Annotated in this window: 19 protein-coding genes and 1 pseudogene; 5 read left to right on the forward strand and 15 right to left on the reverse strand. The window is 74.5% G+C overall.

Translation table 11 applies throughout. From position 1 onward, the window contains the following. Positions 1–9: 9 nt before the first annotated feature. Positions 10–1,617 (reverse strand): alkaline phosphatase D family protein, encoded by a 1,608-nt coding sequence (locus ABTZ17_RS20425; protein WP_502994762.1) that lies wholly within the window; start codon positions 1,615–1,617, stop codon positions 10–12. A 453-nt stretch (positions 1,618–2,070) separates the two neighbouring features. Next, on the reverse strand, positions 2,071–2,922 hold the full coding sequence (locus tag ABTZ17_RS20430) for an alpha/beta fold hydrolase (RefSeq protein WP_352197072.1): 852 nt from the start codon (positions 2,920–2,922) through the stop codon (positions 2,071–2,073). 284 nt (positions 2,923–3,206) lie between these two features. Here ABTZ17_RS20430 and ABTZ17_RS20435 point away from each other — a divergent pair, with 284 nt between their 5' ends. Together ABTZ17_RS20435 and ABTZ17_RS20440 are read left to right on the forward strand one after the other, a co-directional pair. Further along, complete coding sequence (locus tag ABTZ17_RS20435) at positions 3,207–4,088, forward strand: RNA polymerase sigma-70 factor (RefSeq protein ID WP_352197073.1); 882 nt, start codon at positions 3,207–3,209, stop codon at positions 4,086–4,088. A 261-nt stretch (positions 4,089–4,349) separates the two neighbouring features. Then, positions 4,350–5,111: a GntR family transcriptional regulator gene (locus tag ABTZ17_RS20440; protein ID WP_352197074.1), complete on the forward strand. Its 762-nt coding sequence runs from the start codon at positions 4,350–4,352 to the stop codon at positions 5,109–5,111. Between the two features lie 487 nt (positions 5,112–5,598). On the opposite strand, the gene ABTZ17_RS20445 is transcribed toward ABTZ17_RS20440, so the two are convergent. The 3 genes from ABTZ17_RS20445 to ABTZ17_RS20455 form a co-directional block, all read right to left on the reverse strand. Beyond that, positions 5,599–6,753: an ROK family transcriptional regulator gene (locus ABTZ17_RS20445; protein WP_352197088.1), complete on the reverse strand. Its 1,155-nt coding sequence runs from the start codon at positions 6,751–6,753 to the stop codon at positions 5,599–5,601. A gap of 85 nt (positions 6,754–6,838) precedes the next feature. Further along, a complete protein-coding gene (locus tag ABTZ17_RS20450) occupies positions 6,839–7,486 on the reverse strand; it encodes a response regulator (RefSeq protein WP_352197075.1) in 648 nt (215 codons plus the stop codon). Positions 7,487–7,490: 4 nt separating this feature from the next. Beyond that, positions 7,491–8,666, reverse strand: a complete 1,176-nt coding sequence (locus tag ABTZ17_RS20455; protein ID WP_352197076.1) for a sensor histidine kinase — start codon at positions 8,664–8,666, stop codon at positions 7,491–7,493. 108 nt (positions 8,667–8,774) lie between these two features. Between ABTZ17_RS20455 and ABTZ17_RS20460 the strand changes: the two genes are divergently transcribed. The 3 genes from ABTZ17_RS20460 to ABTZ17_RS20470 are packed head-to-tail and all read left to right on the forward strand — an operon-like array spanning position 8,775 to position 11,003. Next, on the forward strand, positions 8,775–9,749 hold the full coding sequence (locus tag ABTZ17_RS20460) for an ATP-binding cassette domain-containing protein (protein ID WP_352197077.1): 975 nt from the start codon (positions 8,775–8,777) through the stop codon (positions 9,747–9,749). Continuing rightward, positions 9,746–10,489, forward strand: a complete 744-nt coding sequence (locus tag ABTZ17_RS20465) for an ABC transporter permease subunit (RefSeq protein ID WP_352197078.1) — start codon at positions 9,746–9,748, stop codon at positions 10,487–10,489. The genes ABTZ17_RS20460 and ABTZ17_RS20465 overlap by 4 nt, the downstream gene beginning before the upstream one ends. 40 nt (positions 10,490–10,529) lie before the next feature. After that, positions 10,530–11,003 carry a hypothetical protein gene (locus tag ABTZ17_RS20470; protein WP_352197079.1) on the forward strand — a complete coding sequence of 158 codons (474 nt, stop codon included), beginning with the start codon at positions 10,530–10,532 and terminating at the stop codon, positions 11,001–11,003. Here ABTZ17_RS20470 and mug read toward each other — a convergent pair. The 10 genes and pseudogenes from mug to ABTZ17_RS20520 all read right to left on the reverse strand — a co-directional run. Next, positions 10,981–11,529 carry a G/U mismatch-specific DNA glycosylase gene (mug, locus tag ABTZ17_RS20475; protein WP_352197089.1) on the reverse strand — a complete coding sequence of 183 codons (549 nt, stop codon included), beginning with the start codon at positions 11,527–11,529 and terminating at the stop codon, positions 10,981–10,983. The genes ABTZ17_RS20470 and mug overlap by 23 nt on opposite strands. Next, positions 11,526–12,959, reverse strand: a complete 1,434-nt coding sequence (gene purB / locus ABTZ17_RS20480) for an adenylosuccinate lyase (protein ID WP_352197080.1) — start codon at positions 12,957–12,959, stop codon at positions 11,526–11,528. Before purB ends, mug begins: the two co-directional genes overlap by 4 nt. Before the next feature lie 59 nt (positions 12,960–13,018). Then, positions 13,019–13,798 (reverse strand): SGNH/GDSL hydrolase family protein, encoded by a 780-nt coding sequence (locus ABTZ17_RS20485; RefSeq protein ID WP_352197081.1) that lies wholly within the window; start codon positions 13,796–13,798, stop codon positions 13,019–13,021. A 58-nt stretch (positions 13,799–13,856) separates the two neighbouring features. Further along, positions 13,857–14,879, reverse strand: coding sequence for a hemolysin family protein (locus ABTZ17_RS20490; RefSeq protein ID WP_352197082.1), 1,023 nt, complete (start codon positions 14,877–14,879; stop codon positions 13,857–13,859). Then, on the reverse strand, positions 14,876–16,351 hold the full coding sequence (locus ABTZ17_RS20495) for a hemolysin family protein (protein WP_352197083.1): 1,476 nt from the start codon (positions 16,349–16,351) through the stop codon (positions 14,876–14,878). Before ABTZ17_RS20495 ends, ABTZ17_RS20490 begins: the two co-directional genes overlap by 4 nt. Positions 16,352–16,446: 95 nt before the next feature. Beyond that, on the reverse strand, positions 16,447–16,887 hold the full coding sequence (locus ABTZ17_RS20500; protein WP_352197084.1) for a GNAT family N-acetyltransferase: 441 nt from the start codon (positions 16,885–16,887) through the stop codon (positions 16,447–16,449). 225 nt (positions 16,888–17,112) lie between these two features. Beyond that, positions 17,113–17,712 carry a class I SAM-dependent methyltransferase gene (locus tag ABTZ17_RS20505; protein ID WP_352197090.1) on the reverse strand — a complete coding sequence of 200 codons (600 nt, stop codon included), beginning with the start codon at positions 17,710–17,712 and terminating at the stop codon, positions 17,113–17,115. Between the two features lie 280 nt (positions 17,713–17,992). After that, positions 17,993–18,709, reverse strand: coding sequence for a dethiobiotin synthase (bioD, locus tag ABTZ17_RS20510; protein ID WP_352197085.1), 717 nt, complete (start codon positions 18,707–18,709; stop codon positions 17,993–17,995). A gap of 7 nt (positions 18,710–18,716) precedes the next feature. Further along, positions 18,717–20,057 carry an adenosylmethionine--8-amino-7-oxononanoate transaminase gene (locus tag ABTZ17_RS20515; protein WP_352197086.1) on the reverse strand — a complete coding sequence of 447 codons (1,341 nt, stop codon included), beginning with the start codon at positions 20,055–20,057 and terminating at the stop codon, positions 18,717–18,719. Continuing rightward, a pseudogene (locus ABTZ17_RS20520) lies at positions 20,050–20,193 on the reverse strand (biotin synthase BioB); the annotation flags it as partial. The pseudogene ABTZ17_RS20520 and the gene ABTZ17_RS20515, both read right to left, overlap by 8 nt.

Consider the following 20,193-nt stretch of genomic DNA (forward strand, 5'->3'; position numbering starts at 1 on the left):
GCCGTCCGGCTACTGGCCGACCCGGCCCGGCTGGAGGGTGCGGGAGAACAGGACGGCGCCGCCCTCGCTGCGCAGGCGGACCGTCAGTTCCCCGCTGTCCCCGTCGATCTCGGCCTCGCCGTAGTACGGCGGGTGCTCGGCGGGCGACATGTTCGCGCGCGGAGCGGAGCTGACGAACACCCGCTCCGGGCCGAAGGTGGCGTCGAGCTGTCCCGCCGGGAAGCCGCCCGCGCCGATCGGCCCGGAGACGAACTCCCAGAAGGGGGCGAAGTCCCCGAACGCCGCCCGCTCCGGCCGGTAGTGCTGGGCGGAGGTGTGATGGACGTCGGCGGTCAGCCAGACCGTCCCGGTGATCCGCCGGTGCTTGACGAACCTCAGCAGTTCGGCGATCTGGAGCTCGCGCCCCAACGGCGCGCCCGGATCGCCCTGGGCCACCGCCTCGAAGTCGGTGGCCCCGTCCGGCACCACGATGCCCAACGGCATGTCCGCCGCGAGCACCTTCCACACCGCCCGAGAGCGGGACAGTTCCCGCTTCAGCCACTCCAGCTGGGCGGCGCCGAGGATGCCGACGGGATCGGAGTCCTGCCGGTTCGGAGAGTTGGGGTCGCGGTGGGTCCGCATGTCGAGGACGAACACGTCGAGCAGCGGACCGTGCCGCACCACCCGGTGCATCCGGCCCGCGTCCCCGACCCCGCCGGCCGTCCCGGCACCGGTCGCGCCGAGGGTCCCGCCGTCCGTCGGGAGCGGCCCCGGGGCGGCGAAGTACTCCCCGAAGGCCCGCCGGGCGCGGGCCGCCAGCACGTCCACCTCCTTGACCGCGTACCGCGGATCCTCCAGCAGCTGGCCCGGGTACCAGTTGTTGCGCACTTCGTGGTCGTCCCACTGCGCCACCACCGGCACCTGTGCCTGGAAGGAGCGCAGGTTCGCGTCGAGGAGGTTGTAGCGGAAGTTGCCCCGGAACTCCTCCAGGGTCTCCGCCACCTTGGACTTCGCCTCGGTGGTGACGTTCCGCCAGATCCGGCCGTCGGGCAGGGTCACGCTCGGCTGTACCGGCCCGTCGGCGTACACGGTGTCCCCGCTGAACAGGAAGAAGTCCGGGTCCAGGCGGCGCATCTCCTCGAAGACCCGGTAGCCGCCGCGCTCGGGGTTGATGCCCCAGCCCTGTCCGGCCAGGTCCCCGGACCACAGGAAGCGCACCCCGTCGCGGCGGCGCACCGGCACCGTGCGGAAGGTGCCGCGCACGGGCTGCCCGGTGCGCCGAGGGTCCGCGGGGTCGGCGAGGAGCACCCGGTAGTGCACCTGCGTGCCCGGGGGCAGCCCGTGGACGGCGGTGGTGCCGGTGAAGTCCGTGGCCGGGCCGAGCAGCGGGCCCCGGTGGCGCCGCACCCCGTACCGGAAGTTCTCCGTCGGCGAGGTCTCCACCCACATCCGCGCGGGACGGTCGGACCGCACCCACACCAGCGCCGAATGCGCCGTCACCGCCCCGGTCTGGGTGCCCCACAGGGCCTGCGGCCGCCCGGTGAGCGCCAGGGCGGGCGGGGCGAGGAGCGTGCCGCCGGCCGCGAGGGCCGGCGGCAGGGCCAGCACCCCGCCGGCGGCGAGCGAACCGCGCAGCAGGGCGCGGCGGTCGGGGCCGCGGCCGGTGCGGTCGGTGGTGGGCCCGCCGGTGGGGCCGTCGCCGTGGAGGCCGGCGGCGGTGCGGTCGGTGGTGGGACGGCCCTGGGCGGGAGGGCCGTCGACGGGACGGGACTGCGACACGGTGCGCCTCCGGAGAGCGGGGACGCCCAGTCTGGCGGCGCCCCCGCCCCGCCCCGCGAAGGCCGTGCGAACCGCGGGTGAACGGCCGCCGGACGGCCCGTGGCCCCGGACGGCCCGTGCCCCCGCACGGCGGCACGGGCGATCGGGGGCGGGTGATCGGGGCGAGCGGTTGGGGGCGGGTGATCGGGGCGGGCCGTCCGGTCGCGGGGTCCGGTGCCTGGTGCGGCGCGAGGTCCGTGCGGGGCGTCCGCGCCGGCCTTCTGCCGGGTGGACGTCCGGCTGGAGGTTCGGGCGGACGGTCCGCGCGGGGTATCAGGCGGGCACGGCAGCCGAACGGACCGTGTCGCGGATGACCTTGGCGACGAGCGCCGGGTCGTCGTGCATCGGCACGTGTCCGCAGCCGGGCAGCCGCACCAGCCGCGCCCCGGGGATCGCCCGCTTGGCGCGCACCCCCTGACGGGGCAACAACAGTCGGTCCCGGCTGCCCCAGGCCACCGTCACCGGCAGCCCCGGCACGTCCTCGGTGACCCGTACCCCGCGCCCGGCCGCCAGCGTCTGCTCGAAACCGGTGGCCGTCCGCAACGCCAGGGACTCGGCCCGCACCGCCTCCGGAGCGCGCCGCCCGGGGTGCGCGTAGATCGTGCCGGTGAGCGCGGCCCGGCCCAGCGCGCTGCGCGAGAGCCGCTCCAGCGCCGGTACCGGCAGGGCCGTCGCCCCCGTCCGCATGGCGCGCAGCGCGCCGAAGGCGTAGCGGCGCTCCGCCTCGCTCCAGAACCCGGCCGGCGACAGGGCCGTCACCGAGCGGACCAGTCCCGCCCGGCCGAGTTCCAGGGCGAGCAGGCCGCCAAGGGAGTTGCCCGCCACGTGCGGCCGGTCCAGCCCGAGCGCCGAGCTGAGCGAACCGAGGCCGCGGGCCATGGCGCGCAGGTCGTACGGCACCCCCTCGGGCAGCGGGGCGGAGTCGCCGAAGCCGGGGAGGTCCACCGCGTAGACCTCGTACTCGGTCGCCAGGATCTCCGAGACCGGGTGCCAGGCCTGTCGGTGGTGGCCGATGCCGTGGAGCAGGAGCAACGGTTCCCCGCCCGAGCCGAGCCGTTCGTAGGAGGCGGTCGTGGTGCGCGGCCCGGCCGGGGAATCGACCGGGAAGGAGACGGTGGCGGCCATGCGGCTGCTCCTCGGGACGTCGGGACGGAAGGGACACGGGACGGGTGCGCTGGCCCCGGTCCGGACCCGGTTCCGAACCGGGTCCGGACCCGCGTGCCGCCGGACCCGGTCCGGGGCGCGTGGGCCGACGCGGTCCGGAGGGGGCCGGAGAGGGCCGGACGGGCGTACGAGGGTCCGCACGCGGGGGTGAAGCAGGGCGCCACAGCGTCCGGAACCGGCCGGTAGACGCCCCGTCAACAATCATTACCGTCGGGTAGTTTGACTTCAAGGGGGAGGATGGAGGGATGCCCATGGACACCGTCACCGATCCGTTCGAAGAACACCGCTCCCTGCTCACCGGCGTGGCCTACCGCATGCTCGGCAGCGTGGCCGACGCCGAGGACGTGGTGCAGGAGGCATGGCTTCGATGGACCGGCGCAGACCGGGCGGAAGTGCGCGAACCGCGCGCCTACCTCGTCCGGATCACCACCCGCCTCGCCGTCGACCGCCTCCGTCAGCTCCAGGCCCGCCGCGAGGCGTACGTGGGCCCCTGGCTCCCCGAACCCCTCGCCACCGACTTCGCGGAGACCGTGCCGGACGGCGCCGAACGGGCCGTCATGACGGAGTCCGTCTCCCTGGCCCTGCTGGTCACCCTCGAATCCCTGTCCGCACTGGAGCGCGCCGTCTTCGTCCTCCGCGAGGCCTTCGGCTTCTCGTACGCGGAGATCGCCACCAGTCTGGGGCGCGCCGAACCGGCCGTGCGACAGCTCGGAGCCCGCGCCCGACGGCACGTGGAAGACCGCAAGCCCCGCTTCGACGTGGACCCCGTCCAGCAGCAGGCCCTTACCGAGGGCTTCCTCGCGGCCGCGGGCGGCGGGGACCTCGACGGGCTCATGTCCCTGCTCGCCCCCGACGCCCGACTCGTCGGGGACAGCGGCGGCAAGTCCCGGGCACCCCTGCGGATCATCGAGAGCGCGGACAAGGTCGGCCGTTTCCTGCTGGGCGCGGCGGCCAAGCCGGTCCCCGACATGTCCTTCCGGATCATGGAGCTCAACGGGGCCCCGGCCGCCGTGGTCTTCTCCGGGGACAAGCCCGACAGCGTCTTCCAGCTCGATGTTCACGACGGCCGAATCCAGTGCGTCTACATCCTGCGAAATCCGGACAAGCTGGCGCTGATCGCTGCCTGAACCGTCGGTGTGCTCGTGTAACCGGACTGCGCCCCGTGTCCCCTGTGACGCGGGGCGCAGCCCGTTGCGGGGCCTTTGCACTCCACAAGAACATCCTGTGAACGGCTCGATACGTATGCCCAGAGTGCCCGGCAAAGGTATGACCATTGGTCTTGACCAAGGGGTTGCGCCCCCCTATGGTCGGCAGAGTTAGTGAAGGAACCTTTAATAAATAAAGGCGCGGAACTGCCGCTGGATCACGGGCCAGCAGGAGGAGTCAGGGTGGGGACCACGCAGCTCGAATCGGTGCCGGAGCCGAAGTACTGGCACCTCAAGACCGTGCTCAGCGAGGCGCTCGACCAGGACTTCGCCGTGGGCGAGGTCCTGCCGAACGAACGTGAGCTCGCGGCGCGCTTCGGCGTCGCCCGTGCCACGCTGCGCCAGGCGCTGGAGCAGCTCGAACTCGAAGGCCGTCTGCAGCGCCGCCGCGGCGTCGGCACCACCGTCGCCCCGCCCCGGGTGGGCGTCGACGTGGGCACCGCCCGCCACAGCTGGCCCGGCGAGGCCGGCGACGGCTGGCAGCCGGTGGACGCCACGGAGGCTCCGGCCCCGACCGCGGTGGCCCGGATCCTCGGACTCACCGCCTCGGACCAGGTCCACGTCGTGCGGCGCACCCGCGTCACCCACGGCCAGCCGGTGGCCGCCGAGCTGCTGTACGTCCCCGGCACCTCGGTGCCCGGTCTCTCCGGCATAGACGCCCCCGCCGGACCGGCCCGCGCCCGCGCCGTGCTGCGCGAGCTCCAGCGCGCGGAGCTGCTGGGCCAGGACCGCGCCGTCGAGCTGGGCTCCGCCCGCGCCGACGACGCCAAGGAGCTGGACCGCCTCCCCGGCGCCCCGGTGCTCCTGGTCACCACCCGCTACTTCGGCCCCGAGGGCACCGCCGCCGTCTCGGTGGCCACCTACCGGGCCGACACCTGCCGCCTCACCTTCGGCGCCTCCGGTGACGTCGAGATCCACGAAGACGCCCCCGCCCGCGCCTCCTGACCCACCCGGCGCCCGTGCCCTGTGCTCCCCACCCCCGGTGGACCACAGGGCACAGCCGTGTCCGGGGAGGAGGAGGTCCGAAGTCGGGCCGGATCCGGAGCCCGCGCCCGGCGTACCGACCCTCACCAAGGCGCTCCCCGGCCCCACGCCGCCGATGGTGTGGCGCGCCGTACCGGCCTCCGCGGCCTTCCGACAGCTGCCCCGCCGGGCCCCGGGCCCCGACCTGGGCCCGGACGTGGGGCCCGCACGCGACCGGGTCGCTTCCCCGCCTTCCCGGCGCCGTGCCCACCGCACCGGCCACCAGCACCTCGAAACCCGCCTTCCCCCACACCCCGGTCGGCCGGCAGACCGGCCGGGGGCCGGTATCGGGCCCACCCGGCCGGGTGGGAGCGTTGCTTGCCCGCTTGCCCGCTTGCCCGCTTGCCCGCTTGCCCGCTTGCCCGCTTGCCCGCTTGGCCCCCGGCCTCCAGGTCCCGACGGCCGCCGGCTACCGGCGTGCCGTGACCGTCTTCTCCACGGCGAAGAGCTCTTCCTCCACGTGGTCCAGGGCCAGCCGCAGGGCGCCCGTCGCCACGGCGGCCTCGCCGAGGAGGGAGAGGGACACCCGGGGCGGGCGCAGGCAGTAGCGGGAGAGCTCCTGCCGCAGCGGGTCCAGGACCCCGTCCAGGCCCGCCGCCCAGCCGCCGACCACGACCAGCTCGGGGTCGATGGCCAGGACCAGCGCGGCCACGTCGTGCACGAGGCGCTGGATGAACCGCTCCACCGCGGCCACGGCGTGCTCGTCTCCCCGCCGGGCCTCCGCGAAGACCTTCGCCACGGCCGCTTCGTCCAGTGGGTGCAGCGGCTCCTCGGTGGTGGACAGCAGGCGTTCCGGGGTGACGTCCCGGCCCAGCAGGTGCAGGGCCCCGATCTCCCCGGCGGCCCCGCCGAACCCGCGGTGCAGCCGCCCGCCGATCAGGGAGCCCGCGCCCGGACTGAGGCCCGCCATGACGAACACCACATCGTCGGTGTCCTGCGCGGCCCCCTTCCAGTGCTCGGCGACCGCCGCGGCGTTCGCGTCGTTCTCCACGTGGACCGGGCACCGGAAGGAGCGGCGCAGCCGCTCGCCCAGCGGCAGCCCCGTCCAACCGGGCAGGGCCGTGCCCAGCCGGACCGTGCCGTCGGCCTCGACGATTCCCGGGCTGCCCACGCCGACGGCCCGCAGCGAGTCCCGAGGAACGCCGGCCCGCCGCAGCAGGTCCGCCACGGTCGCCCGCACCTTCTCCAGCCGCTCGTCCGCGGACGCGGTCTCCGCCACCTCCTTGGTGCCGGCGCCGATGACCCGCCCGTCCAGGCCGGACAACAGCGCCGCCACCCGGTGCGAACCGATCTCGATGCCCAGGAGGTGCCCCGCCTCGGTCCGGAACCGGAACCTGCGGGCGGGACGTCCCTGTCTTCGGGTGCCTTCCTCGGCCACCGCCTCGACCACCAGCCCCGAGGCCATCAGTCCCTCCACGACCCCCTCCACGGTGGGCCGGGACAAACCGGTCACCCGAGTCAGGTCGGTGAGGGTCGGTGAACCCGCCGCGCGCAGCGCGCGCAGCACGACGGCGGAATTGATCCGCCGGAGCAGAGAAGGATCCCCGCCGGTCAGCTGCCCCAACGTGTGTCCTCCCAGCTCGTGCACCTGTTCAGCCGGATCGTACTGCGCCCGGGCGACTGCGGCGAGGAGCAGGGGTGCCCGGCCTTCAGGCCGGGGCCACGAAACCCGACTCGTAGGCCGCGATCACGGCCTGGGTGCGGTCCCGGGCGCCGAGTTTCGCGAGCACCGAGCTGACGTGGCTCTTGACCGTCTCCGCCCCCACGTACATCTCCTTGGCGATCTCCGCGTTGGACATGCCCCGCGCCATCAGTCTCAGCACCGCCTCCTCCCGTTCCGTGAGGGCCGCCCGTTCCAGGGACTGTCGGGCCGCCCTGTTCCCGTACTCCGCGGCCAGGGAGCGGACCGCCGCCGGGAACAGCAGGGTCTCGCCCTCGGCCACCAGCCGCACCGCGTGCACGATCTCTGCGGGCCTGGCCCGCTTCAGCAGGAACCCGTCCGCACCTGCCCGCAGGGCCTGGTAGACGTACTCGTCGTTCTCGAAGGTGGTCACGACGATGATCTTGGGTGGGGAGTGCACCGACCGCAGGACGGCCCGCGTGGCCTCGATGCCGTCCAGCAGGGGCATCCGGACGTCCATGGCGATCACATCGGGCCGCAGGGACCGGACCAGCGGGACGACGGCCGCCCCGTCGGCCGCCTCGCCGACGACCGTGAGGTCGGGCTGGGCCTCCAGGACCGCCCGGAGCCCGGCCCGGACCAGCGGTTCGTCGTCGACGAGGAGAACGGAGGTCATGCGGTCAGGGTATGCGCTCCAACGGAAGCCGGGCGTGCACCCTCCACTCGCCCTCTTCGAGCCCGGTCCGCGCCACCCCGCCCAGCAGCGCGGCCCGTTCGCGGATGCCGCGCAGCCCGCTCCCACCGCCCGCCAGGGACTCGACCCCACCCGGCATCGCGTTCCTCACCTCCATCTCCAGCTCCTCGTCGGCCACATGGATCCTCACCCGTACGGGGACGGGCCCGCAGTGCCGCAGGACGTTCGTCAGGGACTCCTGGAGGATGCGATACCCCTCCCTGCTCACCGGACCGGGCAGCCGCTCCACCGGCCCTGACAGCTCCGCCTCCACCTGTGAACCGGAACCGCGCGCCGACTCCAACAACCGGTCCGCTTCCGCCAGGGTGGGCCCCTTGGAGGGCGGCTGCCCCGATTCCCGGAGCACCAGCAGCACCCGCTCCAGGTCCTCCAGAGCGGCCCGACCGGTCTCCTCGATGGCACCGAGCGCCCGGTCGGTGAAGGCGGGATCCCCGGCGGCCCGGGCCGCACCCGCCTGGATGACGGCGACGGTCAGGGCATGGCCGATGGAATCGTGCAACTCCCGCGCGATCCGGGCCCGTTCCAGGAGCTGTTCCGTCCGGGCCTCCAGGACGGTCAGTCGCTCCCGAGCCGAGGGGCCCAGCAGCATCCGGGCAATGCGGGTCACGACCTCCCCCAGCACCACGACGATCGCGAGCAGGACCATCAGGGGCAGCGGCGCGAGCGCGAGCGCCGCCCACGGCGGCAGCCACGGCGGCACCACGCTGCCGGATCCGGCCCCGCCGGAGACACCGGCCGCGACCAGGTCCACCGTCAGTGTGGGCAGCCAGACCGAGGCGCCGACCGCGACCGTCGCCAACACGAGCCGTATCTCCATCCACAGCACCGTGCGCCACCGGTCGCCCCAACTGGCCGCCGGGGCGGCGGATATGGTGTGCCCCGCCTCCGCCGACTCCTGAGGAGTGAGGAGGAAGCGGGCCTGAACCCCTTCGGCCAACCGCATCCACGGCACCAGCCCGAACGGTGCCACGAGGAGGGCCACCACCCACGGGGCGTCCGGGGCGATGAACATCCACACCGCGAGGGCGAGGAGCGGCACCACCAGGTGCACCCAGCGTGACCAGGTGACCGGGTGGAGCGGGGCACGGAAGAGTCGGGACATGCGGCCATCGTGCCGGCGGCCCCGGGTCCGGCGTCTCCCCCGCACGGGGGAGACGGTCCCCCCGGGAGGGGGAAGAGGGCAGGTGGGGCGCCGGGGGAGCCTGGGGCCATGAACACCATCGACGTTCGAGACCTCACCAAGACCTACGGTTCCCGGCGGGCCGTCGACGCCCTCGACTTCACCGTGCGGCCCGGCCGGGTCACCGGCTTCCTCGGTCCCAACGGGGCGGGCAAGTCCACCACGCTCCGCCTCGTCATGGGCCTGGACCGCCCCGACTCCGGCCGAACCGGCATCGGGGGCCGTCCCTACACGGCGCTGCGGGACCCCCTCCGGGAGGTGGGCGCCCTGCTCGACGCCCAGGCCGCCCACGGATCGCGGACGGGGCGGGACCACCTCCTGGCCCTCGCCGTCGCCGCCCGGCTCCCGAAGATCAGGGTGCGGGCCGTACTGGAGGAGACGGGCCTCGCCGCGGTGGCCGGCCGGCGGATCAAGACGTACTCCCTGGGCATGCGCCAACGCCTCGGGATCGCAGCGGCCCTGCTCGGCGACCCACCGGTCCTCATCCTCGACGAGCCCGCCAACGGACTCGACCCCGAAGGGATCGTCTGGGCCCGGAAGCTGGTCCGCCGACTCGCCGCCGAGGGGCGCACCGTCCTCGTCTCCAGCCACCTCATGGCCGAGACCGCGGCGACGGCCGACCACCTCGTGGTGCTGGGCCGGGGGAGACTCCTCGCCGACGTGCCGATGCACGCGTTCATCGACGCGCACAGTCCGCCCCGCGCCCGGATCCGCACCACCGACCCCAGCGGACTCTCCGCGGCCCTCGCCCACGCGGGGCACCGCCTCACCGAAGGCCCGGAAGGGAGCTGGTCCGTGGAGGGCATACGGGCCGAGGAACTGGGAGCGCTGGCCGCCCAGGCGGGTGTCCCCGTCCTGGAACTGACCGACGAAAGGGCCTCGTTGGAACGGGCCTACCTCGACCTGACCGCGGGGGACACCCCGTTCGCCGCCGACCCCGCAGACCCCGCCGACCCGTCGGTGCGTGCCGACGGCCCGATCCGTGCCCGGGAGGCCCGCGCATGAGCACCGTCACCGTTCCCGTCCTCCACTCCGAGTGGATCAAGATACGGTCCTTGCGGGCCTGCGTCGGCTCCCTCCTCGCCGTGCTCCTGGTGACCTGCGCGATCACCCTGCTCGTGGCGGGCAGCGTGGGCGAGGCCGAAGCGGCCGAGCCCGGGGCTGACCTCCTCCTCGGCGCCTTCTTCGGCATCAACTTCGGCCAGGTGGCCGCCGTCGCGTTCGGAGCCACGGCCTTCGCCGCCGAGTTCCACAACGGCGCCCTGCGGGTGTCCCTGAGCGCCGTCCCCGACCGCACGCGCTTCTACCTCGCGAAGACCACCGTGATCGCCGCGGCCGCCCTGGGCACGGGCACCGTGACGGGCTTCGCCGCCTTCCTCGGCGGGCAGGCCCTCATGGGCGACCACGCCCTGGCCCTCGACGACCCCGGAGCGCTGCGCGCCGTGTTCGGGAGCGGGCTGTACCTGATGCTGATGGCGCTGTTGGCCGCAGGACTCACCGCGCTGCTGCGCAGCGGCGCCGCGGTGCTCGGCCTCCTCATACCCTTCCTCCTCATCCTGCCCTTCGTCATCGGCGAGGTGGCGGGCGGTGCGGCGCAGTACCTGCCGGACCGGGCGGGACAGGTCGTCCTGCACCAGACCCCGCCCGGTTCCCTGGGACCGTGGACGGGGCTGGGCGTCACGGCGCTGTGGGCGCTGACGGCCCTCCTCGCGGGCTGGGTGGCGGTCCGCTGTCGGGACGCCTGACCCCGGGCCAGTTGTCAGTCCTGCGGGGTTTACTGACGGCATGACCACCGGACTGCAACTCGACGCGATCGACCGGCTGCGGGAGCTCCCCTTCCCGGGGGAGCACCGCGGGTCGTACGGGGCGCGGAGCGGTCCGGGCTACCACCTGGTCGCGCTTCCCGCGGGAAGCCCGTCGTACGGCGCGGACGAGGATCCGGCGGGCCAGGAGGATCCGGGGCGCGAGGAGGAGCGGAGGGAACAGGTCTCCGCGGAGTACGCGGCGCTGGTGGGGGCGCTCACCGGGAGGTGGGGCCCTCCGCAGGTCCTCCCGTTCCTCGGGGTGAGGGACCGGGTCTTCTCCGAAGCGCCGGAGGCGGCGGCGGTGCCCGAGCCCTGGCGGGAGCTGTGCCAGGGCTCGGACCACGCGCAGCTCTGGTGGGTGACGGAGCGCTATGTGGCGGTCTGCGCCACCGACTGGGGCGCGGGGTGGGGACACGGGCTGACCGCCGCGGTCACGACCGTGGATCCGCCGTAGCGGCCGCGCGGAGCCGGCCGTACTCCTCCGCCATGGTCTCGGCCGTCCAGTGGGCGTTGAGTCCGCTGGGGTTGGGCAGGGCCCAGACGCGGGTCTCCCCGATGGTCCGCTCCTGCGGGCCGATCACCGCCTTCCGCTCACCGAAGGCGGTGCGGTAGGCGGTCACGCCGACCACGGCCAGCCACTCCGGCCGGAGCCGTGCCACCTTCTCCGTGAGGATCCGCCCGCCCTCGCGGAACTCCTCGGCGGTCAGCTCGTCGGCCCGGGCCGTGGCGCGGGCCACGACGTTCGTGATGCCCAGCCGGTAGGAGAGCAGTTCCTCCTGCTCAGCCGGGGCCAGACGACGCGGGGTGAAGCCGGACAGGTGCAGGACCGGCCAGAAGCGGTTGCCGGGACGGGCGAAGTGGTGGCCCGTCGCGGCCGACAGGAGCCCCGGGTTGATCCCGCAGAACAGCACGCGCAGACCGCCCGCGACCACGTCCGGGAGGACGCGGTCACGGGCGGCGGCAAGCTCTTCGGGGGTCAGAGGATCGACCCCGGAACGTACCCGGCGGCCTCCGGGTGCTGCTTGGCGATCTCCTCGATCCGGGCGATGACCGTGGCGACCTGGTCGCCGGCGGCACCGGTGAAGGAGAGCTTGTCCGCCATCAGGGCGTCCAGCTGCGCGCGGTCCAGCGGGATCCGCTCGTCCGCGGCGAGCTTGTCGAGCAACTCGTTGCGCTCGGCGCCCTGCTCCCGCATCGCGAGGGCCGAGGCCACCGCGTGCTCCTTGATGACCTCGTGGGCCACCTCGCGGCCCACACCGGCCCGCACGGCACCCATCAGGACCTTGGTGGTGGCCAGGAAGGGGAGGTAGCGGTCCAGCTCGCGGGCGACGACGGCCGGGAAGGCGCCGAACTCGTCCAGGACGGTGAGGAAGGTCTCCAGCAGGCCGTCGAAGGCGAAGAAGGCGTCGGGCAGGGCCACCCGGCGGACCACGGAGCAGGACACGTCGCCCTCGTTCCACTGGTCGCCGGCCAGCTCGCCGGTCATCGAGGCGTAGCCCCGCAGGATGACCATGAGGCCGTTCACACGCTCGCAGGAGCGGGTGTTCATCTTGTGGGGCATGGCCGAGGAGCCGACCTGGCCGGGCTTGAAGCCCTCGGTGACCAGCTCGTGGCCCGCCATCAGGCGGATCGTCTTCGCCAGGGAGGAGGGAGCGCCCGCCAGCTGCACCAGGGCGGTGACCACGTCGTAGTCGAGGGAACGGGGGTAGACCTGGCCCACCGAGGTGAAGGCCTGGGAGAAGCCCAGGTGCGAGGCGATGCGCTGCTCCAGCTCGGCGAGCTTGGACGCGTCGCCGCCGAGGAGGTCGAGCATGTCCTGCGCGGTGCCCACCGGGCCCTTGATGCCGCGCAGCGGGTAACGGGAGAGGAGGTCCTCCAGCCGGGCGTAGCCCACGAGCAGCTCGTCGGAGGCGGTCGCGAAGCGCTTGCCCAGGGTGGTGGCCTGCGCGGCCACGTTGTGGGAGCGGCCGGCCATGACCAGCTCGGCGTACTCGCCCGACAGCTTGGCCAGGCGCGCCAGCACGGCGACGGTGCGGTCGCGGACCAGTTCCAGGGAGAGGCGGATCTGAAGCTGCTCGACGTTCTCGGTGAGGTCGCGCGAGGTCATGCCCTTGTGGACGTGCTCGTGGCCGGCGAGGGCGTTGAACTCCTCGATGCGGGCCTTCACGTCGTGCCGGGTGACCTTCTCGCGCTCCGCGATGGAAGCGAGGTCGACCTGCTCCAGGACGCGCTCGTAGTCGGCCAGGGCGGCCTCGGGCACCTCGATACCGAGGTCCTTCTGGGCGCGCAGCACGGCGAGCCACAGCCGACGCTCCAGCGTCACCTTGTACTCGGGGGACCACAGGACGGCGAGCTCCGCGGAGGCGTAGCGGCCGGCCAGGACATTGGGGATGCGGGGCTTGGCTGTCACGTGTACGGATTCTACTGTCGATTCACGCAGGCCAGCGCCCCGCCCCCGCTTGTGGCTATCTACGAGAGCGGTGACTCGAAGGGCAGCAGCTCGGGACGCTTCGGCGGGCGGCCGTCCCCGGAGCTGCGGCCGGTCAGGCGGCGGCCGATCCAGGGGGCCAGGTGCTCCCGGGCGAAGCGGAGGTCGCTGGTCCGCCGCGAGGTCCAGCCGGCGGGGACCGAGGGCGGCAGCGGGGCCCGCCAGTCGTCCTCCGCGGGCAGCCCGAGGGTCTGCCAGACGGCCTCGGCGACCCGGCGGTGGCCCTCGGCGGTCAGGTGCAGGCGGTCCACGTCCCACATGCGGGGGTCGCCCAGGGCCTCGGACCCGTACAGGTCCACCACCAGGGCGCCGTGCCGGGCGGCCAGGGTGTCCACGAAGGAGAAGAGCTCTTCCACGCGGGGCCGAAAGCGTTCCATCACCGGTCCTCGGCGGCCCGGGGAACGCATCAGCACCAGCTGCCGGCAGGCCGGCGCCAGCCGGGTCACGGCCTCCTCCAGCAGCGCGGTCACCCGCCCCATGTCGCAGGACGGGCGGAGGGTGTCGTTCAGCCCGCCGACCAGCGTGATCACGTCCGGCTTCATGGCCGCGGCGGCGTCCACCTGCTCCTCGACGATCTGGCCGATGAGCTTGCCGCGGACCGCGAGGTTGGCGTATCGGAAGCCCGGCTCCCGGGCCGCGAGGCGGGCGGCCAGCAGGTCGGCCCAGCCCCGGTAGGAGCCGTCCGGAAGGCGGTCGGACATCCCCTCGGTGAAGGAGTCCCCGACCGCGACAAGACTGGTGTATGACGCATTCATCTCCATGGCGGAGCGATGTTACCCCGCGGTTCCCCCTCCCGTCAGGTGGGAACCGCGGGGGCTCTCAGGCGGCCGGCGCGTTCCCGAACAGCTCGCGGAGCACGTCTTCCATCGTCACCAGACCGGTCAGCGCCCCGTCCGCGCCGAGCACGGCCGCCAGATGGGTGCGGCTGCGCCGCATCGCGGTGAGCACGTCGTCCAGCGGGGTGTCCGCGCGGACCTGCGCAATGGCGCGGAGCGCCGACACGGGGAAGGGCTCCTCGCGCCGGTCCGAGGCGTCCAGGGTGTCCTTCACGTGCAGGTAGCCCAGGATCCGGTCCTGGGCTCCGAGCACCGGGAAGCGGGAGTACCCGGACGCCGCGGAGAGCCGTTCCAGTCCCGCCGGGCTGATGCCCTCCCGGGCGATCACCACCCGGTCCGCGGGCAGCACCACGTCGATCACGGGGCGACGGCCGAGCTCCAGTGCGTCGTGCAGCCGCTCGCTCGCCCGGTCGTCGATCAGCCCGGCGTCGCTGGAATCCTGCACGATGCGGGCCAGCTCGTCGTCCGAGAAGGTGGCGTTCACCTCGTCCTTCACGTCCACCCGCAGCAGCCGCAGCAGGGCGTTGGCGAAGGCGTTCACCGTGAAGATCACCGGGCGCAGCGCCCGGGTCAGGGTCACCAGCGGCGGCCCGAGCAGCAGGGCGGTGCGCACGGGCTCGGCCAGGGCCACGTTCTTCGGCACCATCTCCCCGAAGAGCATGTGCAGGTACGTGGCCAGGGCGAGGGCCACCACGAAGGAGATCGGGTGGGTCAGCCCGTGCGGTACGCCCACCGCTTCGAGCAGCGGGGTGAGCAGGTGGGCGATGGCGGGCTCCGCGACGATGCCCAGCACCAGGGTGCAGAGGGTGATCCCGAGCTGGGCGGCGGCCATCAGCGCCGAGACGTGCTCCAGTGCCCAGAGCACGCTGTGGGCGCGCCGGTCGCCGCGCTCGGCGTGCGGTTCGATCTGGCTGCGGCGCACCGAGATGAGGGCGAACTCGGCGCCGACGAAGAAGGCGTTCACGACGAGGGTCGCGAGGCCGATCAGCAGTTGCAGGGCGGTCATCGGGTCCTCCCCTCCCGGTCCGTCCCGGGGGCGGGCGGGGTCGGGCCGGAGGGCCCGCCCCTGTCGGCGCCGCCCGTATCGGCCCCGCCCGTGTCGGGTCCGTCGGTGTCGGTACCCCCGCGGGACCTGGTCCCGCGGGCCCGGCGCGGGTCCGTCGCCGCGGGTTCGTCTGCGGGGGCGTGCAGCAGGACGCGGGCCGCGCGGCGGCCCGAGGCGTCGACCACGTCCAGCCGCCAGCCGTCGAGCTCCAGGATGTCGCCCACGGCGGGGATCCGGCCGAGCCGGGCGGCCACGATACCGGCCAGGGTCTCGTACGGCCCCTCGGGCACCCGCAGGCCGATCCGCTCCAGCTGGTCGGTCCGGGCCGCGCCGTCGGCGGAGTACAGCCCGCGGCCCTCGGTGTCCGTGCCGGCGGGGGCCAGGTCGGGGGTCTCGTGCGGATCGTGCTCGTCGCGGACCTCTCCGACCACCTCCTCGACGATGTCCTCCAGGGTGGCCACCCCGGCCGTCCCGCCGTACTCGTCGATGACCACGGCCATGGTCCGGCGGCCGTAGAGCCGGTCCAGCAGCCGGTCCACGGTCAGGGACTCGGGGACGAGGAGGGGGTCGCGCAGCAGCTGGGAGACCGGCAGTCGGGGCCGGTCCTCCGCGGGCACGGCCAGCACGTCCTTGATGTGCACGGTGCCGACCACCGTGTCCAGGTTGCCCCGGTAGACCGGGAAGCGGGAGAGGCCGGTGGCCCGGGTGGCGTTGGCCACGTCCTCGGCGGTGGCCTGCACCTCCAGGGCGGTGACCTGCACCCGGGGGGTCATGACGTTCTCCGCGGTCAGGTCCGCGAGGTTCAGGGTCCGCACGAACAGTTCCGCGGTGTCCTTCTCCAGGGCGCCCTCTCGCGCCGAGTGCCGGGCCAGCGCCACCAGCTCCTGCGGGGACCGGGCCGAGGCCAGTTCCTCGGCCGGCTCCATGCCGAGCCGGCGCACCAGGTGGTTCGCGGTGGTGTTCAGGTGCGAGATGAGCGGCCGGAAGGTGGCCGTGAACACGCGCTGGGCCGTGGCCACCCGCTTGGCGACCGCCAGGGGGGAGGAGATCGCCCAGTTCTTCGGGACGAGCTCGCCGACCACCATCAGCACCACGGTCGAGAGCACGGTGCCCAGGACGAGCGCGGTGGAGGAAGCGGCCCCCGCGGACAGCCCCACGGCCTCGAAGGGGCCCTGGAGCAGGGCCGCGATCGAGGGTTTGGAGATCATGCCGATCACCAGGCCGGTCACGGTGATGCCCAGCTGGGCGCCGGAGAGCTGGAAGGTCAGGCTGCGCACGGCGGACAGGGCCCCGGCCGCGCCGCGCTCTCCGCGCTCGGCGGCCTCTTCGAGGGCGCGGCGTTCGACGGTGGTCAACGAGAACTCCGCCGCGACGAACACGCCGCAGGCCAGGCAGAGCAGCAGCGCCACGAGGAGCAGGAGCAGTTCGGTCATCGGTTCACCTCCGTCCCATGATCGGCCAGGGGGCGGTGTCGTGCGCGGCGTCGGCGGCGCGGGTGCTCACCCGGGGCACGGGCACGCTCCTCTTCTCATACGTCCCGGGATCGGCGCGCGAGCGGCTTCACCCAGCGGGTCCAGTGGTCCTCGGGCGTGTACCCCGCCGCCCGCCAGGCAGCCCGCGCGCGGTCGTTGCGGTCCAGGACCATGGCGTCGCCGCGCCGTCCGCCCAGGGCGACGAAGCGCTCCTCCGCGGCGGTCAGCAGGGCCGTGGCCACCCCGCGGCGACGCTGCTCCGGATGCACGGCCAGCCGGTAGAGGTGGCACCGCCAGCCGTCGAAACCGGCGATCACGGTGCCGACCAGAAGGTCGTCGCGTTCCGCGAGCAGCAGGGCGCCCGGGTCCCGGGTGACCAGGCCCGCCACGCCCGCGAGGTCGTCGCTGATGCTGGTGCCCTCGGCCGCCGCGGCCCAGAACTCCAGGACGGCAGGCAGTTCGTCGGGGCGTGCGGGCCTGATGTGAAGATCGTCCATGGCGGCATCCCATCACCCGGTGCGGCCCCCGGTCGACCGGATTCCACGGTCCGGACCCCGGGCGCACGGATCGGTCTCCGACCCCGGCCCCGGGCGCGCGGGAGGGTCCGACGGCCGGCGGGACGGGCGGCCGGACGCGTGGCCCGGGACTCGGCCGGGCCCACGGTGCTCGCACGCGGCCGGACCGGTTCCCGTCTGCCCCTCCGTGGACCCGAGGGCGGCGGGTCAGCCCGGTGGGCGGCGGGCCGCGCCCAGGACGCAGGAGGAGGTGGGCAGGGCCGGGCCCCGTTCGGGCACCCGCACCCCGCGCTGCGCGGTGATCTCGAAGCCTGCTGCCTCCAGGGCCGCGAGGACGTCCCGGGCGGTGTGGCAGCCGCCGAACAGCCGGGGCCACACGGTGCGGTCCAGGGCCCGCTGCACGGCGGCCGTGCCGGGCCCCGGCGCGAGGCCGTGCTCGAAGAACCGCACCTCGCCCCCGGGTCGCACCACGCGGTGCAGCTCGGCGAGGGAGCGCGGCAGGTCACCGACGGTGCACAGCACCAGGCAGCAGACGGCGGCGTCGAACGAGGCGTCCGCGGCGGGCAGGGCCTCGGCGGTGCCGGACACGACCCGGACCGGTGCCGTCACGTGGTCCGCGGCGCGCTCCGCCAGCCGGCGCAGCACCGGCTCCGGCTCCACGGCCAGGACGTCCGTGACGGTGCCCGGGTAGTGCGGGAAGTTCAGGCCGTTGCCCGCCCCGATCTCGACCACGCGGCCCGACAGCCCGTCCAGGAGTTCGGCGCGGAGCGCCGCGATCCCGCCGTGCGCGTCGGCCCGCACGCTCATCCGGGCGTAGCAGCGGGCGAACAGGGGATGGTGCACGGGCTCGCCCGGGAGCTGCGGTCTGTGGCGGCGCAGGGGCACGGGGGGCCTCCCGGGGGATCGGTGGGGGACCCCTCCAGTCTCCCCCGCGCGTCGCCGCCCGACCCGTTCCGACCCGGAGCGAACGGGACCGGTGTGCCTCCCGGGTCCGGCCCGCTCCTTCGTCGCGCTCCGCGGCGGAGCAGACGGCGGGCAGCGGGCGGCGGACGGCGGGCGGCTGGGCCCTCCACCCGCCGCCCCGCGATCAGCCCCAGGTCTCCAGGAAGGAACCGGCGGACCAGGTGCCGCCCAGCTCGGGGGCCAGCCAGCCCGGGGCCCCGGTCCGGAACTCCGCCGGCTCCAGAGCCCCGGCGGCCTCGGGCAGGGCGCCCAGCAGCGGGGCGCCCGAGACGAGCGGAAGGTCGGCGAGGTTGCAGCGGGCGGCCAGGTCCGGGGAGCCGGGCCAGCTGCCGACCACCAGGCCGAGGTTCCGCAGGCCGCGGGCGGCCAGGGCCTCGGCGGTGAGGGCCGCCGTGTTCAGGGTGCCCAGTCCCGCCGGTACGACCAGCAGCACGGGCGCCCCGAGCAGTCGTGCGGCGTCCGCGAGGGTGCCGCCCTCGGAGTCGAAGCGGACCAGGAGCCCGCCCGCGCCTTCGACGAGCACCAGGTCGTGGTCGCGGTCCAGCCGCTCCGCGGCGGCCGCCACCTCCGCCGGGCGCACCGGCGGCAGCCCGGCCCGGGCCGCCGCCCGCTCCGGGGCCAACGGCTCCGGGTAACGGGCCAGTTCCAGGCCGGTCACCGCGGACCCGGCCAGCCGGGTCACCTCCGCGACGTCCCCCGCCTCCTGCGGGCCCACTCCGGTCTGGGCGGGCTTGAGGACCGCCACCGTGCGGCCCGCCGCGAGGGCCGCCGCCGCGACCGCCGCGGTCGCGACGGTCTTCCCGATCTCCGTGCCGGTCCCCGACACCACCACCACGCTCATGCGGGGCTCAGCCTTCCCGTGCGGCCGCGCACACCGCGCGGCAGATCCGTGCCACGTCCGCGTCCGAGGTGACGTAGGGCGGCATGACGTAGACGAGGTCGCGGAAGGGGCGCAGCCACACGCCCTCGCGGACCGCGGCGCGGGTGGCCGCGGCCATGTCGACGGGGTGGTCCAGCTGCACCACGCCGATCGCGCCCAGGACCCGTACCTCGCGGACCCCGGGCAGTGCGGCGGCCGGGGCCAGGCCCTCGCGCAGCCCGGCCTCGATCCGCTTGACCTCCTGGGCCCAGTCCTGTTCCAGGAGCAGGTCCAGGGAGGCCAGGGCGACGGCGGAGGCCAGCGGATTGCCCATGAAGGTGGGGCCGTGGGCCAGCACCGGCATGGCCCCGCCGGAGATCCCCTCGGCGACCCGCGTGGTGCACAGCGCGGCGGCCAGCGTCAGGTAGCCGCCGGTCAGCGCCTTGCCCACGCACAGCACGTCCGGGGTGATCCCGGCGTGGTCGGCGGCGAAGAGGGCGCCGGTCCGGCCGAAGCCGGTGGCGATCTCGTCGAGGACGAGCAGCACCTCGTACTCGTCGCACAGTTCGCGCAGCACCCGCACGTACGCGGGGGAGTGGAAGCGCATGCCGCCGGCGCCCTGCACCACGGGTTCCACGATGACGGCGGCCAGCTCGTGGGCGTGCTCGGCGATGAGGGAGCGCAGGTGGGCCACGTACGCGGGGTCCGGCTCGGAGTCGAAGCCGCCGGGCGGGACGTCCGCGAACACCTGTCGTGGCAGGTGTCCCTGCCACAGCTCGTGCATGCCGCCCTCGGGGTCGCACACGGCCATGGGCTGCCAGGTGTCGCCGTGGTAGCCGCCGCGCCAGGTCATCAGGCGGGTCTTGCCGGCACGGCCGACGGACTGCCAGTACTGCAGGCACATCTTGACGGCGACCTCGACGGCCACCGAACCGGAGTCGGCCAGGAACACGTGCTCCAGCCCCGGCGGGGTGATCTCCACCAGTCGGGCGGCGAGCCGGACGGCGGGCTCGTGGGTGAGCCCGCCGAACATGACGTGGCTCATCCGGCCGAGCTGGTCGGTGACGGCCTGGTTGAGGACCGGGTGGTTGTAGCCGTGGACGGCCGACCACCAGGAGGACATGCCGTCGACCAGTTCGCCGTGGCCCTCGGCGGGTTCGGCGAGCTTCAGCCGGACCCCGGAGGCGGCGGCGACGACCAGTGGCTCCTGGCGTCCGGGCATCGGCCCGTAGGGGTGCCAGACGTGCTGCCGGTCGAGCTCCAGGAGCTCGGCCGTGCCCAGGGCCGCCGGGGCGGGTGCCCCGGCGGCCGGGAGGAGGGGGTCAGGCATTGGGGGCGAGGTCCGTTCCCGCACCGCGACGGCGCACCGCGACCAGGTCCGGGCGGACCTCTCCGGGCGCGGGCCCGGCCGGACCAGGGGCCGGGGCGGACAAAGAGCGGGCTCCGGCTTTGGTGTGAGCTGACCC

Origin of the sequence: Streptomyces sp. NPDC097619, assembly GCF_040302735.1 — a bacterium.
GTDB lineage: Bacteria > Actinomycetota > Actinomycetes > Streptomycetales > Streptomycetaceae > Streptomyces.